This window comes from Aeromicrobium sp. P5_D10 (genome assembly GCF_054049535.1).
Map to the genome: position 1 here is coordinate 128,999 of NZ_JBFUME010000003.1, position 14,277 is coordinate 143,275.

A 14,277-nucleotide genomic window follows, 5' to 3' on the forward strand; every position below is an offset into this window, starting at 1 on the left:
CCGAGGGCACCTCAACCACCGAGTTGTTACTCATGCGAGTCCACCCTTCAGCGTGACCCGATCCCCGAAGCCTGCACCGAGAGCATCACGCAGGCTGACACCGGAGTTGCTCGGCGCCCACACGACTCCATCGGGCAGCTCGGCGACTTCGGCCGGGAACGACGCGCTGCCGGTCTCGGTCGAGATCGTGGCGAGCTCGCCCGGCTCGATGCCGAAAGCCTTCAGCGTCGTGCCGCTGGCTCGCAGGACTGCCGGACGGGCCGTGGCCTTGAACTGCGGCTGACCGTCCTGGCCCCGGCCGTCGTCGATCAGCAACCGCCAGGTGTCGAGGACGATCGGCGAATGGCCCGTCGAACTCCCCGCTGTGGGCTTCGAGTCTTCGCCGAACTCCCCCAGCGAGGCCCGGTTGCCGTCCCACGGACCGAGTTCGGTCATGGCCTGGCGCGCACCGGAGACAGTACGGAAGCCCAGCGGCTTACCCAGCTCCTCGGCGATACCGGCCAGAACTCGGATGTCGGTCAGCGAATTGGGCTCGTTCAGGACCGCGTCGAAGGTACGGATCCGGCCCTCCCAGTTGACGAACATGCCGGGTTTCTCGACCGTCGGCGCGACCGGCAGGACGACATCGGCGGACGCCGTGACTTCACTGTGCCGGACTTCGAGGCTCACCACGAAATCTGCTTTGGCCAAAGCAGCCCGGGCGATGGCCGGATCTGGCAGGTCGGCGATCTCGACCCCGCCGATCAGCAACGCTTTGACCACACCGTGTTTGGCGTCGGTGAAGATCGAGGAGGTGTCGCGACCGACTTTGGCCAGAATCGTGCGCAGGCCCCAGGCTGCGGCAAGATCGGCACGTGCCTCGGCGTCGTCGAGCGGACGACCACCGGGCAACAGATTGGGCAGGCAGCCAGTCTCGACGGCTCCCCGTTCGCCGGCCCGACGCGGGATCCAGGCGAGCCGGGCGCCCGACTTCTCGGCCAAGGCTGCTGCGGCGGTGAATCCGCCAGGCACCGAGGCGAGGCGTTCCCCGGCCAGGATGACCGAACCGGCCGGCAGCGCGAGTCCGGCCAGCGCCTGCGGCTCATGACCGGGAATGGTCTGGACGAGTTCGCCGGACATCTTGGCGAGTCCGCGGCTCGCGTGGCTGGCGATCGCGATGACCTTGACCCCATGGTCTTTGGCCCCCTTGCGGAGCCTCAGGAAGACGGCCCCGTTCTCGTCCTCGGGCTCCAGGCCCACCAGGACGACGGTCGACGCACGTTCCAGGTCGGCGAACGACACCGTCAGCTGGGTCGCGGCCACATGCGCGGCCAGGAACGCCGCTTCCTCGGCCGAGTGCGCCCGTGAGCGGAAGTCGATGTCATTGGTGCGCAGTACCGCGCGAGCGAACTTGCTGTAGGCGAAGGCGTCCTCGGCAGTCAGGCGGCCGCCGGGCAGAACCCCGACCTTGCCGTCGGCCGCGGCGAGTCCCTGTGCCGCGGTCGCGAGCGCGGCCGGCCAGGATGCGGGCACCAGCTCGCCGCTTTCACGATCGCGCACGAGCGGAGTCGTGATCCGGTCGCCCTGCGTCGCATAAGTGAACGCGAACCGGTCCTTGTCGGTGATCCACTCCTCGTTGACCTCGGGATCGTCGCCGGCCAGACGGCGCATGACCTTGCCACGGCGGTGGTCGATTCGGATCGCCGAACCGCTTGAGTCGTGTTCTGCGATCGACGGGGTCGAGACAAGATCGAACGGGCGTGACCGAAAACGGTAGTCGGCGCTCGTGAGCGCACCGACGGGGCAGATCTGGATCGTGTTACCCGAGAAGTAGGAGTTGAACGGCTCTTCTTCGTAGATGCCGACCTGCTGGTTCGCACCCCGTTCGACCAGCGCAATGAACGGATCACCGGCGATCTGCTCGGAGAACCGGGTGCAGCGGGCACAGAGCACGCAGCGCTCGCGGTCGAGCAGCACCTGCTCGGAGACCTTGACCGGCTTGGGGAATGTGCGCTTGGTTTCGATGAACCGCGACTCCCCCGCACCGTGCGTCATCGACTGGTTCTGCAGGGGGCACTCGCCGCCCTTGTCGCAGACCGGGCAGTCGAGCGGGTGGTTGATCAGCAGGAACTCCAGGTTCCCGCGCTGCGCCTTCTCGGCGACCGGCGAGGTGACCTGAGTCTTGACGACCATTCCGGCCGCGACCTCGATCGTGCAGGAGGCCTGCGGTTTGGGAAATCCCCGGCCGTTGCCGGCGTCGGTGATGTCGACCAGGCACTGGCGGCACGCGCCCACGGGGTCGAGCAGCGGGTGATCGCAGAAGCGCGGGATCTCGGTGCCGATGAGTTCGGCGGCGCGGATCACGAGCGTGCCCTTGGGCACGCTGACCTCGACGTCGTCGATCGTCAGCGTGACGAGTTCGACGGGGGCCTCGCCGGTTGAGCCTGTCGAAACCTCTTGGACGGTCATGCGCTGACCTCCTGCTTGAACAGCGTTGACGCGGCGGGCGGGAACAGCTCGCTCGACGGGGTGTGCATACCGGCCTCGAATTCGCTGCGGAAATACTGGACCGCCGATGTGATGGGGCTCGTCGCACCATCGCCCAGGGCACAGAAAGACCGTCCGAGGATGTTCTCGCACAGATCGACGAGCAGTTCGATGTCGCCGTCCTTGCCCAGCCCCTCGTCGAGACGCTGGAGGGTCTGCACGAGCCACCAGGTGCCTTCACGGCACGGCGTGCACTTGCCGCATGATTCGTGCTTGTAGAACTCGGTCCACCGCAACACGCACCGCACGACCGAGGTCGTCTGGTCGAAGATCTGCAGTGCCCTGGTGCCGAGCATCGATCCGGCAGCGCCGACCGATTCGTAGTCGAGCGGCATGTCGAGGTGCTCGGCGGTCAACAGCGGTGTCGACGAACCACCGGGCGTCCAGAACTTGAGCTCGCTACCCTCGCGCATGCCTCCGCCGAGATCGATCAGCTCGCGCAGGGTGATACCGAGCGGAGCCTCGTACTGGCCGGGTGTCTTGACGTGCCCGGACAGGGAGTAGATGACGTAACCCTTGGACTTCTCGGTGCCCATCGAGGTGAACCAATCGACGCCGTTCTTGACGATCGACGGCACTGAGGCGATCGACTCGACGTTGTTGACGACGGTCGGGCTCGCATAGAGACCCTCGACGGCCGGGAACGGCGGACGCAGACGCGGTTGCCCACGGCGTCCTTCGAGCGAATCGAGCAGCGCGGTCTCCTCGCCGCAGATATAGGCACCGGCACCGGCATGGATCACCAGGTCGATGTCGAAGCCCGATCCGTGGACGTTCTTGCCGAGGTGGCCGGCTGCATAGGCCTCTCGGACCGCGGCGCGCAGGCGCCGGACGACGTGCAGCACCTCACCGCGGACGTAGATGAATGCCGTGTTGGCCCGGATCGCGTGTGAGGCGATGATGACGCCCTCGATCAGCGTGTGCGGCGTGGCCATCATGAGCGGGATGTCCTTGCAGGTTCCCGGCTCCGACTCATCGGCGTTGACGACGAGGTACTTGGGCTTGGGGTTGTCCTGCGGGATGAAGCTCCACTTCATCCCGGTCGGGAATCCCGCACCGCCGCGACCGCGCAGGCCCGAATCCTTGACCAGCGTGATGACATCGTCGGGCGCCATCGCGAGCGCGCTCTTCAGCGCCGCATAGCCGCCGGTCTTCTCGTATGCCTCGAGCGTCCAGGCACGGTCATTGCCCCAGTCCGCGCTGAGCACGGGGGTCAGAGTGTCAGTCATCGCTACCCTCCTTCGCCGTGTCGGCGGGTGACTCCTCGAGTTTGGTCTCGGACTCCGCACGCGAGGTATCGGCCTGTTCGGCGGCCGCCACCTTGGACTCCGGCTTCGCCTCCTGGTTTCGAGGCTGCGCTTCGCTCCGCACCTCAACCGCCGAGGGTGCCGTCCAGCCCTTGTCGGCCGCTATCTGCAGTCCGACCAACGAGGCACCGGCTGCCGCCGGCCCCTCATCGACGAGTCCGTCCTCGAAACCGGCGAGCACCCGCTCGGCGGCCCGCCACGAGGTGATCGTCGCGCCGCGAGTCGCCTGTACCGGCTCACCTGCGCGCAGCTTGTCGACGACCTCGACCGCCGACTCGGGCGTCTGGTTGTCGAAGAACTCCCAATTGACCATCATGACCGGCGCGAAGTCGCACGCGGCATTGCACTCGATGTGCTCGAGCGTGACTTTGCCATCCTCGGTCGTCTCGTCATTGCCGACGTCGAGGTGGCCCTTGAGCCGTTCGAAGATCAGATCGCCGCCCATGACGGCGCACAGCGTGTTGGTGCAGACACCGACATGGTGCTCGCCCATAGGGCGGCGCTTGTACATCGTGTAGAACGTCGCGACACCCGACACTTCGGCGGCCGAGATGCCGAGGATGTCGGCGCACACCTCGATGCCCTCATTCGTCACATTGCCCTCGGCAGATTGCACGAGGTGCAGCATCGGCAGCAAAGCACTGCGAGCCTGCGGATACCGCGAAGCCAGCTCACGAAGCTCGTCCTTGGTGAGATCTGAAAGCGTCATTAGCGGTCAACCCCTCCCATTACGGGATCAATGCTCGCGACGGCCACGATGACGTCGGAGATCATGCCGCCCTCGCTCATGACCGAGGTGCCTTGCAGATTGACGAACGACGGATCGCGGAAGTGCGCCCGATATGGCCGCGTGCCGCCGTCGGAGACGAGATGGCAGCCGATCTCACCGCGAGGCGCCTCGATTGCTCCGTAGGCCTGGCCGGCCGGGACCCGGAAGCCCTCGGTCACGATCTTGAAGTGGTGGATCAACGCTTCCATCGACTCGCCCATGATGTGCTTGATGTGTTCGGCTGAGTTGCCCTGGCCGTCCGCACCGACACTCAGCTGCGAAGGCCAGGCGATCTTCTTATCGGCCACCATGACGGGCTGCCCGTCCATGCCTTCCAGTCGCTCGATGGCCTGCTCGACGATCTTCAGCGACTCCCACATCTCGTCGAGGCGGACCCGGAACCGCCCGTACGCATCTGGCTCGTCTCGGGTCACGACATCGAAGTCGTAGGTCTCATAACCCCAATAGGGCTGCTTCTTGCGCAGGTCCCAGTCGTAGCCGGTCGAACGCAACACCGGACCGGTCAGACCGAGCGCGAGGCATCCGGCCAGATCGAGGTGACCGACACCCTTGAGACGGCCTTTGAAGATCGGGTTGGCATTGCACAACGCGGCGTACTCAGGGAGCCGCTTCTTGAGCAGCGCGACGGTCGAGCGCAGTTTCTCGAACACGCCTTCAGGCAGATCCTGCGCGACGCCGCCGGGACGGAAGTAGGCGTGGTTCATCCGCAGGCCCGTGATCATCTCGAAGACGTTGAGGATCTCTTCGCGATCGCGGAAGCCGCAGGTCATGACCGTCAGGGCACCGAGCTCCATGCCGCCGGTCGCGATGCAGACCAGGTGGGAGGAGATCCGGTTGAGCTCCAGCAGCAGAACCCGGATCGCCTGTGCCTTCTCGGGCGCTTCGATGCCGAGCAGGCTCTCGACCGCCATGACGTAGGCGGCCTCATTGGAGAACGGGGCGACGTAGTCCATGCGGGTGCAGAACGTCACCCCCTGGGTCCAGGTCCGGTATTCCATATTCTTCTCGATACCGGTGTGCAGATAGCCGATCCCGGCACGCGCATCGCGGACCGTCTCGCCGTCGATCTCCAGGATCAGACGCAGCACGCCGTGCGTCGACGGGTGCTGCGGACCCATGTTGATGACGAGCCGGTCGCCTTTGACAGCCGAGGCGTCGATCGTGTCCCAGTCTTGACCTGTGACGGTGAAGACCGGACCTTCGGTCGATTCGGTCGTGCCGGCGTACGGATCGGTGTGCCCATCATGGTGCGTTTGAGTCATGAGTAGCTCCTGCGCTGATCCGGAGGGGCGATCGTTCCGCCCTTGTATTCGACCGGGATTCCGCCGAGTGGATAGTCTTTTCGCTGCGGGTGACCCGGCCAGTCGTCGGGCATCAGGATGCGGGTCAGCGCGGGGTGACCGTCGAAGATGATGCCGAACATGTCCCAGGCCTCCCGTTCCTGCCAGTCGGCAGTCGGGTAGATCGAGACGACGCTGGGCACGTGCGGATCGTCGTCGGGGGCGGTGACCTCGACCCGGATACGCCGGTTGTGGGTCATCGACAGCAGGTGCAGGACGACGTGCAGTTCGCGGCCCGTCTCGTGCGGGAAGTGCACGCCGCTGACGCTGGAGCAGAATTCGAAGCGCAGCACCGGGTCGTTGCGCAGGTGCGTCACGGCCTCGAGGAGCAACTGTCGGCGGACGTAGAACGTGATCTCGCCGCGGTCGACAACAACCTTCTCGATCGCATTGGCCAACCCGGATCCCGCAGCGAACCGCTCGGCGACCTCGTCGAACCATCCGCCATAGGGTGGCAGGCTCGCGCCGGGCATGATGACCGGCCGGGTCAGGCCGCCGAAACCGCTGGTGTCGCCCGTCCCGTGAGCACCGAAGGCGCCTTCACGGACTTCGACGATCTCGAGCTCGGTCACGCCTGCCTTGACCAGCTCGTCGCGGGTCTCGTGCGAACCGTCCTGGGTCGGGTCGCTCATCGCATGAGCCCCTTCATCGCGGAGGTGGGAGTCGCGAGCAACGCCACCTTCTCCTGCTCCTTGATCTGCTCTAAGCGATTGGCGCCGAGCTTGGCGTGCTGAATCTGATCATGCAGCTTGAGGACAGCGTCGATCAGCATCTCTGGCCGCGGCGGGCACCCTGGCAGATACATGTCGACCGGCACGACGTGGTCGACGCCCTGGACGATCGCGTAGTTGTTGAACATGCCGCCCGAGCTCGCACAGACGCCCATCGCGAGGACGTATTTGGGGCCGGCCATTTGATCGTAGATCTGGCGCAGGACCGGGGCCATCTTGTTGCTGACCCGGCCGGCGACGATCATCAGATCCGCCTGACGTGGCGAGGGGCGGAAGACCTCCATGCCGAAGCGCGAGGAGTCGAAGCGCGGCGCGCCGAACGTCATCATCTCGATCGCACAGCACGCCAGGCCGAATGTCGCCGGCCAGAACGAGGCCTTGCGCATGTACCCGGCCAGGCCTTCGACCGTCGAGAGCAGAACTCCGCTGGGAAGTTTTTCCTCAATACCCATTAAGTCCACTCCATTCCGCCGCGGCGCCATTCATAGGCGTAGGCGATCGTGACGTTGACGAGGAACAGCATCATCGCGAACAGCGCGAACCACGACATCTGATCGAATGCCACCGCGAACGGGTAGAGGAACACGATCTCGATGTCGAAGACGATGAACATCATCGCGGTGAAGAAGTACTTGACCGGGATGCGTCCGCCGCCTTCGGGCAGCGGGCTGGGCTCGATGCCCGACTCGTAGCGGTCGAGCTTGGCGCGGTTGTAGCGCTTGGGCCCGGTCAGCGGGGCGATCGCGATGCTGCCTATCGCAAAGAGGGCAGCAATACCCCCCAGCACAAGAATCGGCGTGTAAGCCGTCACGGCACCTCCCGGGACTCGACCGACAGAGTGGGACCTTCATGATCGTTCCCTTGTGAATTACTTCACAACGTGATCACGGTCTCACGATACGCCCGCCAGGATCCGGTTGTAACTTAGGTCACACTAAGTCGGCGTTGAGTGCGGACGCTTGCCCGCATTCCCATTCTTTGTGACTGGGGTCACACTGGAGGTAGAGCGTGTGGGAAGGAGAACATCATGAAGGATTCATTGCAGCAGAGCATCGCTGCGACGCACGCTGCTCTTGCCGCCTCGATCGAGGCCGCAGCCGGTGCCGTGCACACACATGCCGAACGCCAGGAGATCGTCCGCAAGGTCGATGCCGCCATCATCAGCACATGTCAGCACCAGTCGGCGATCTGCCACGTACTGATCCCTCTCGCACGCCGACATCTCAGCCCCGGCGACACGCGGGTCGGAGAGTACGTCCATCAAGTACGTCGTGTCGAGCAGACGGCAGCGCTGGCGAAGGCGCGTCTCTACGGGGCCGCACAGGCACGAGGCAGGTCCTGGTCCCAGATCTGGGATCGTCTCACTGCCGACATCGATGCGCTCACGCGTCTTGAGACGTCGATCGTGGAGGACCTGACGGCTCACCTCGACCCGACCGAAGGTGAACGGCTCGCAGCACAGCTCGCCCAGGTGGAGCCGGGTTCGCCGACCCGCCCACACCCCCATTCACCCCACACCGGACGATTCGCGCACCTCACGCGAGCGTGGTGGTCTCGCGCCGACCGGGTCTGGGATGCCGCTGAGGGGCGCGCCGCAGGCAAACACGCTTCCTGACGGGTTGCGTCAGGCCTTGAAGGAGTGGTGCAACGCCACGATGCCACCCGACAGGTTGTGCCAATCGACCTTGCCCCAACCGGCCTCGACCATACGGAGGGCCAGCCCCTTCTGGTCCGGCCAATCACGGATCGATTCGGCCAGGTAGACGTACGACTCGGGATTGGACGACACCTTGCGAGCGATCGGCGGCAGCGCCCGCATCAAATAGTTGGAGTAGACCGCCTCGAACGGACCCCAGGTCGGCGTGCTGAACTCGCACACCACAATGCGTCCACCCTGTTTGGTCACCCGAAGCAGTTCTCGGAGGCCCTGGATGGGGTCGACGATATTGCGCAGACCGAACGAGATCGTGACAGCGTCGAACGTCTCGTCGGCGAACGGCAGCTTCATGCCATCGCCCGCTGTGAAGGCGAGGGCCGGCCGTTCGCGCTTGCCGACCTCAAGCATCCCGATCGAGAAGTCGCACGGAACCACGACGGCCCCGGCATCGGCGAACGGCTGACTCGACGTACCGGTACCGGCCGCCAGGTCGAGGATGTATTCGCCGGGCTTCGGCGCGACGAGGTCGACGACCCGTTTGCGCCAGCGACGATCCTGCCCCATCGACAGCACGTCATTGGTCAGGTCGTACTTCTCCGCGACCCCGTCGAACATCTTCGCGACGTCTCGGGGCTCCTTGTCCAGACCGGCTCGGCTCACGATTCAACCATCCCACGAGTAGGCTCAAGGATTGTGAGCAACCCCGTTCCAGCCGATCTGGTCGAACCTCTCCTGGTGCGGTCGGCCCCCATCGACGATCCCGGCGCATTGCTCAGTCTGCTTCCCGAGCGTGACGCGCTCGCCTGGGTTCACGGCGAGGACGGCCTGGTCGGCTGGGGTCGCGCCGCGACGTTCCGCACCGCAGGCAGCGAACGCTTCGCCGACGCCGCCACGTGGTGGCGCGAACTGGCAAGCCATGCCGTCGTGCGCGATGACGTCGACATCCCCGGATCAGGACTGGTCGCATTCGGCTCCTTCACGTTCACCGACGATGCCGAGGGCAGCGCACTGGTCGTTCCGGAGGTCGTCGTCGGGCGCCGCGACGGGACGACGTGGATCACGGTCATCGGTACCGGGATCACCGCACTGCCCGAGGTCGGCCCCTCGAGCACCCCGGCCGATCCGGCAGGGACGAGGTTCGCCGACGGTCCCGTCGACAGCCTCGCTTGGCAGGGCCTGGTCGCCGACGCGGTCAGTCGAATCGCCGGCGGCGCACTCGACAAGGTCGTCCTGGCCCGTGATCTGGTGGCCACGTTGGATGAGCCGCTCGACGTCCGGGCCCCGTTGACCCGTCTCGCCGCCGAGTACCCCAGTTGTTGGACATTCCACGTCGACGGCTTCTTCGGCTCCACGCCCGAGATGCTCGTGCGGCTCGAACGCGGTCTCGTCACCTCACGGGTCCTGGCCGGAACGATCCGGCGCACCGGCGACGACACCCACGACCTGGCACTGGCCGGATCGCTGGCCCGCTCCTCGAAAGACTTGGAGGAGCACGAGTACGCCGTCCGTTCGGTCGCCGACGCCCTGGCGCCACACTGCACCAACATGTTCGTGCCCGAGACCCCGTTCGTGCTGCACCTGCCCAATGTCATGCACTTGGCCACTGATGTCACAGGTGTCATGAAGAACGGCGCAAGTGCCCTGACACTGGCCGCCTCACTGCATCCGTCGGCCGCAGTCGGTGGCACGCCGACCGACGCCGCGGTCCGGCTCATCGCCGAGATCGAGATGCTCGACCGGGCTCGCTACGCCGGTCCAGTGGGTTGGATCGATGCCCGTGGCGACGGTGAATGGGGCATCGGGCTGCGCTCGGCGCAGATCCAGGACGATGGCCGGACGGTCCGACTCTTCGCGGGCTGCGGCATCGTCGCCGACTCGGTTCCGGCCGATGAGCTCGCCGAGTCCAATGCCAAGCTCATCCCGGTGCGGGATGCGCTGACTCCCAGCACCTGAGCGGTGACTACTGCTGAACGTGCCGGTTATAGCCGTTGTCGCCATTCGGATATGCCGATCGCGGTTTCTGGAACTCACGCTTGCGCGGAGGGCGCTCCCCCCACGCCCTGATCGCGAGCTGCGCGAGGCGCAACACGATCATCACGGTAGACAGCCACCAGAACTGGCCGAAGCGCCCAGTCACGAAGAGCACAAGTACTGCAGCGATCGCCATGATCTCCAAGCCCGATAGAACTCGCAGCACTCTCTCGACCATGGGGTGATGGTATCCGCGTCAGAGTCAGATCATGGCGATCGAGGTCAGCGACGGCCACCGCGGGCTGAGGCTGTCGCCTGAGGACTTCCCGGTGACCCGGCGTTTGATCCACGGCGCGACGTAGCTCTTGGCCCAGTCGGCGTTGGCCGAGCGGCGCTCCTTCGACGACAATTCGACCCGTTCACCGAGATCTACCGGTTGGAGATCGTGAACAACACCCAAGGCGTCGAGCACCGCGATCGCCATCCGCTGGTGACCTGCACTCGACATGTGCATGCGATCGATGTCCCAGAGACGGTTATCGCGGTAGTCGCGCAGTCGCCAGAAGTCGACCAGGGTCGCACCGTGCTTCTCGGCGATCTGGCGCACGAGTTCGTTGTAGACCGCGAACCGGCCGCGCAGCGCGCCGAAGACCGGCAGGCCACCTGGATCGAACGCCGTGAACGTCAGCACGTGCGCGCCGGCATCGACGATGCGTCCCATTGCCACGTCGTACTCCGCGATCAGCGCGTCGATATCGATGCGCGGTCGCAGAATGTCGTTGGCACCACCGTAGATGCTGACCAGGTCGGGCTTCAGCTCCAGGGCGGGGCCGACCTGCTCGTCGAGGATTCCCAGCATCTTGCGCCCGCGGATAGCCAGATTCGCATAGGTGAAGTCGTCGGAAGCCATGACCTCGGCGACTCGGTCGGCCCAACCACGGACGCCATTGGGCAGATCGGCGTCGGGATCGCCGACGCCCTCGGTGAAGGAGTCGCCGAGGGCGACGAAGCGTTGAAAAGTCACCTGCCCAGATTACCGGTCAGATCCACCCTCAACCGTCGATCAAGCCCCGACGCCGAGCAATCGCAGCTGCCTCGGTTCGGCTCGATGCGTCGAGTTTGGCCAAGATGTTCGACACGTGCACCGAAACCGTCTTGGTGCTGATGAACAGCCGCGTACCGATCTCGCCATTGGACAAGCCTTCGGCAACATGGCGCAACACCTCATGTTCACGCGGTGTCAGCGCCACGACGGCCGGGGAAGGGGTCAGACGATCGAGTTCGGCCAGGAGGGGCTCGGCCTGGAGTCGCCGTGCGATTGCTCGGGCCTGCTCCACCAGTGTCGCCGCGTCGGCTTCATGCCCCGTCGAGAGCAGCACTTCTGCCCACCGGGCCGCCGACCGGGCGATCTCATACGGCTCCCCCAGCACGCTGAACGCCTCATAGGCCGCCTGCCAGCCTGCCGCCAGCTCGTCGGCCGACCCGACATCCTCACCGCAATGCCATCGCAGCCTTGCGACTTCGGCGTGGTACCGAAGCCGCCAGGCCTCGCCCTCGGGACCGAATGGATCGGTGGCAGTGACGGCGCGTTCCAGCTCGGTCGTCAAGGCGGGCACTTGTTCCAGCAGTTGAGCCTGCTCGACCCGTTCGAGGCGTGCCGCAGCGGCGGCATACTGGCCGACCAGCAGCGCAGCGAGGCGTATGCGGGCCGGGAAGTCGGGGTCGTCCCACATCGCCTGGTGCAGGCCTGCCACGGTGTCGTAGGAGCGCCGGGCCTCGGCCAGGTCGCCGCGCAAGCCGTGCAACTCGATCAGCCCGGCACTGCTGTGAACCGCTGCTGCCTCGTCATGGCTCCACAACGAACGCATCGGCAAGGTCTGCTCGATCTGCTCCGCCTCTCCGCGCGCCGCCGCAACCAGCAGCGCGATCGCGGCCAGCCCGGCGCGCGCATCCATGGGCGCTGTAGGGCCGACTGTGCACAATTCGAGCGTTCGGTCCCAGTCACCGCGGATATACGCGACGAGCGCACCGAAGAACCGCCCGTCGAACCCGTACGGCCCCCATGACCAGCCGGTCTCGTCGGCTCGGCGCATCCCCTCGGCGAAGACCCGCCCCGCGTCGTCGAGCTCCCCGGCATTGATGTGGACGAATCCGAGCTGGTGCAGACCGCGCAGCTCGCCCAGGACATGTCCGGACGCACGCGAGTCGGCGATGACCTCGCGAAAGGCGATTCTGGCTTTTTCCGGGTCGGCACCCGATCGCATCGTGAGTCGGGTCAACGTCGCTTTGGCGTCGGCGATGACATTCTCAGCTCCGATCTGTTCGCCGATGGCCAGCGCGCGCTCGCCCCAACCGACCGCTTCTTCATCGCGTCTGACATTGGCCAAGACCCGAGAACGCAGTGCCGCGGCCTGTCCACGCAGCACAGTCGGCTCATCGGCGACGACCTGCACGGCTTCGCTGCTGGCCGCATCGGCTTCGGAGTCGAGGCTCGCGAAGTACGCGGTGTCGCCGATGGCCACCAGCAAGCGCCCGTGGGACTGCGCGGAGCGTTTGGCATCGAGTTCGCGGTCTCGATCGCGTAAGAGCTCGAGCGCGCGCATCAGACGCCCGGATGCGACCAGCGCGTTGGCTGCCTCGATGACCAGGTCGACCTCATCGGTTCCCTCAGGGGCAACGTCGATCAGTTCGAGTGCGTTCTCATAGTGTCCGGCGGCCTCGTCGTATCCGGCCACTCGGAGCGCATCCTCGGCCGCACGCACCGTGGCCTCGAACGCGACCGCGCGCTCCCCGGCTGCGAAGGCGTGACGCGCGACAGTGGCCGCGGGAGCCGTGCTGTCCAAGGCGCTCAGGAAAGCGGCATGTATGCGGCGCCGCTCCCCCGGCAGCAGGTCATCTCGTACCGCCTCGCCGAGGAGCGCATGGCGGAACACATAGCTGTCGCCGTCGGTCCGGCGAAGCACTTTATGATCGACCGCATCGCCGAGTGCCGCGTCGAGTTCGATATCGGTCAGTCCGGCAGCCGCCGCGAGCGCCGGGAAACCCTCGCGACCGTCGGTGACCGATGCTGCCCTGACGAGTCGGCGGGAGGAATCGTCGAGGTGTTCGAGCCTGACCAGCAACAGATCGCTCAACGTCTCCGGCAAGGCCGCCCGGTGCTCACCCAAGCCGGCGTCGAGCAACTCTTCGACATAGAACGCATTGCCGGCGGCGCGTTGCACCAGTGCACTCACCTCGACGTCTGCCAGTGCCCCGGACACGCGGGACCGCACGAGATCGACGACGTCGTGGTCCCCCAGCGGTTCGAGTTCCATCCGGCGCACGCCGGCCAGCCGAACCCACTCGGCGATCGCCTGGCGCAAGGGATGACGGCGGTGCAGATCATCGGACCGGAAACTGATCACGACGTGGACGGGGCCGCGGAATCCCTGCGCCAGGACATAGCGGATCAGGTGACGTGTGGAGGCATCTGCCCAGTGGACGTCTTCGAGCACCAGCAATACCGGCCGCTCGGTGGCCAGCGAATCCAGCCCGGCTACGACCGAGGCGAACAATTCGGCCCGCTCGACTCCGGCGCCGGGCGCTGGCGAGGGCCACGGCAGCAAGGGGCCGAGGGCCGGAAAACGCTCGGCGATCAGGTCGCGCTCGGCGTCGTCGAGATGGGAGAACGCATCGGCAAACGGCTGATACGGCAATGCACTGTCGCCGAGGTCGAGGCAGTGACCGGCCAAAACCCGATGTCCGGCCTCCCTGGCGCGGACGCCCAACTCACGCAGGAGTCGGGTCTTGCCGATCCCGGCATCGCCGCCGAGCAGCACGATGTCGTGGACACCAGGTTCGGTCACGCCGGCATCGGCCAACAACTGGTCGAGCTCGCGCCGACGGCCGACCAACGGCATCGAGGGCACGCGATCGTTCGCCATGGTCTCCATCATGGCCGATGCCTCGGACATCA

At 65.9% G+C, this 14,277-nt stretch carries 13 protein-coding genes; 2 read left to right on the forward strand and 11 right to left on the reverse strand.

The genetic code is table 11. The features are described from left to right. Positions 1–30: 30 nt before the first annotated feature. From ACXJKC_RS05685 to ACXJKC_RS05715, 7 genes are read right to left on the reverse strand one after another with little or no spacing between them, the layout of a single operon-like run. Positions 31–2,448 (reverse strand): NADH-quinone oxidoreductase subunit G, encoded by a 2,418-nt coding sequence (locus ACXJKC_RS05685; RefSeq protein WP_456695712.1) that lies wholly within the window; start codon positions 2,446–2,448, stop codon positions 31–33. Further along, positions 2,445–3,755: an NADH-quinone oxidoreductase subunit NuoF gene (gene nuoF / locus ACXJKC_RS05690; RefSeq protein ID WP_456695713.1), complete on the reverse strand. Its 1,311-nt coding sequence runs from the start codon at positions 3,753–3,755 to the stop codon at positions 2,445–2,447. The genes ACXJKC_RS05685 and nuoF overlap by 4 nt, the downstream gene beginning before the upstream one ends. Next, on the reverse strand, positions 3,748–4,542 hold the full coding sequence (nuoE, locus tag ACXJKC_RS05695; RefSeq protein ID WP_456695714.1) for an NADH-quinone oxidoreductase subunit NuoE: 795 nt from the start codon (positions 4,540–4,542) through the stop codon (positions 3,748–3,750). The genes nuoF and nuoE overlap by 8 nt, the downstream gene beginning before the upstream one ends. Further along, positions 4,542–5,885, reverse strand: coding sequence for an NADH-quinone oxidoreductase subunit D (locus tag ACXJKC_RS05700; protein ID WP_456695715.1), 1,344 nt, complete (start codon positions 5,883–5,885; stop codon positions 4,542–4,544). Before ACXJKC_RS05700 ends, nuoE begins: the two co-directional genes overlap by 1 nt. Further along, a complete protein-coding gene (locus tag ACXJKC_RS05705; RefSeq protein WP_456695716.1) occupies positions 5,882–6,595 on the reverse strand; it encodes an NADH-quinone oxidoreductase subunit C in 714 nt (237 codons plus the stop codon). The genes ACXJKC_RS05700 and ACXJKC_RS05705 overlap by 4 nt, the downstream gene beginning before the upstream one ends. After that, on the reverse strand, positions 6,592–7,146 hold the full coding sequence (locus tag ACXJKC_RS05710; protein ID WP_456695717.1) for a NuoB/complex I 20 kDa subunit family protein: 555 nt from the start codon (positions 7,144–7,146) through the stop codon (positions 6,592–6,594). The genes ACXJKC_RS05705 and ACXJKC_RS05710 overlap by 4 nt, the downstream gene beginning before the upstream one ends. Then, complete coding sequence (locus ACXJKC_RS05715; RefSeq protein WP_456695718.1) at positions 7,146–7,505, reverse strand: NADH-quinone oxidoreductase subunit A; 360 nt, start codon at positions 7,503–7,505, stop codon at positions 7,146–7,148. The genes ACXJKC_RS05710 and ACXJKC_RS05715 overlap by 1 nt, the downstream gene beginning before the upstream one ends. 216 nt (positions 7,506–7,721) lie before the next feature. Between ACXJKC_RS05715 and ACXJKC_RS05720 the strand changes: the two genes are divergently transcribed. After that, the gene (locus tag ACXJKC_RS05720) at positions 7,722–8,309 is read left to right on the forward strand and encodes a hypothetical protein (protein ID WP_456695719.1); all 588 of its coding nucleotides are present in this window, start codon (positions 7,722–7,724) and stop codon (positions 8,307–8,309) included. A 9-nt stretch (positions 8,310–8,318) separates the two neighbouring features. On the opposite strand, the gene ACXJKC_RS05725 is transcribed toward ACXJKC_RS05720, so the two are convergent. Then, on the reverse strand, positions 8,319–9,011 hold the full coding sequence (locus tag ACXJKC_RS05725; RefSeq protein ID WP_456695720.1) for a demethylmenaquinone methyltransferase: 693 nt from the start codon (positions 9,009–9,011) through the stop codon (positions 8,319–8,321). Positions 9,012–9,044: 33 nt separating this feature from the next. Between ACXJKC_RS05725 and ACXJKC_RS05730 the strand changes: the two genes are divergently transcribed. After that, positions 9,045–10,304, forward strand: coding sequence for an isochorismate synthase (locus ACXJKC_RS05730; protein WP_456695721.1), 1,260 nt, complete (start codon positions 9,045–9,047; stop codon positions 10,302–10,304). Positions 10,305–10,311: 7 nt separating this feature from the next. Here the strand turns inward: ACXJKC_RS05730 and ACXJKC_RS05735 are convergent, their stop codons facing one another. From ACXJKC_RS05735 to ACXJKC_RS05745, 3 genes are read right to left on the reverse strand one after another with little or no spacing between them, the layout of a single operon-like run. Further along, the gene (locus tag ACXJKC_RS05735) at positions 10,312–10,560 is read right to left on the reverse strand and encodes a hypothetical protein (RefSeq protein ID WP_456695722.1); all 249 of its coding nucleotides are present in this window, start codon (positions 10,558–10,560) and stop codon (positions 10,312–10,314) included. A 24-nt stretch (positions 10,561–10,584) separates the two neighbouring features. Next, entirely contained in the window at positions 10,585–11,346 is a 762-nt protein-coding gene (locus ACXJKC_RS05740) for an SGNH/GDSL hydrolase family protein (protein WP_456695723.1), read from the reverse strand. 28 nt (positions 11,347–11,374) lie between these two features. After that, the gene (locus ACXJKC_RS05745) at positions 11,375–14,245 is read right to left on the reverse strand and encodes a helix-turn-helix transcriptional regulator (RefSeq protein ID WP_456695724.1); all 2,871 of its coding nucleotides are present in this window, start codon (positions 14,243–14,245) and stop codon (positions 11,375–11,377) included. Positions 14,246–14,277 lie beyond the last annotated feature (32 nt).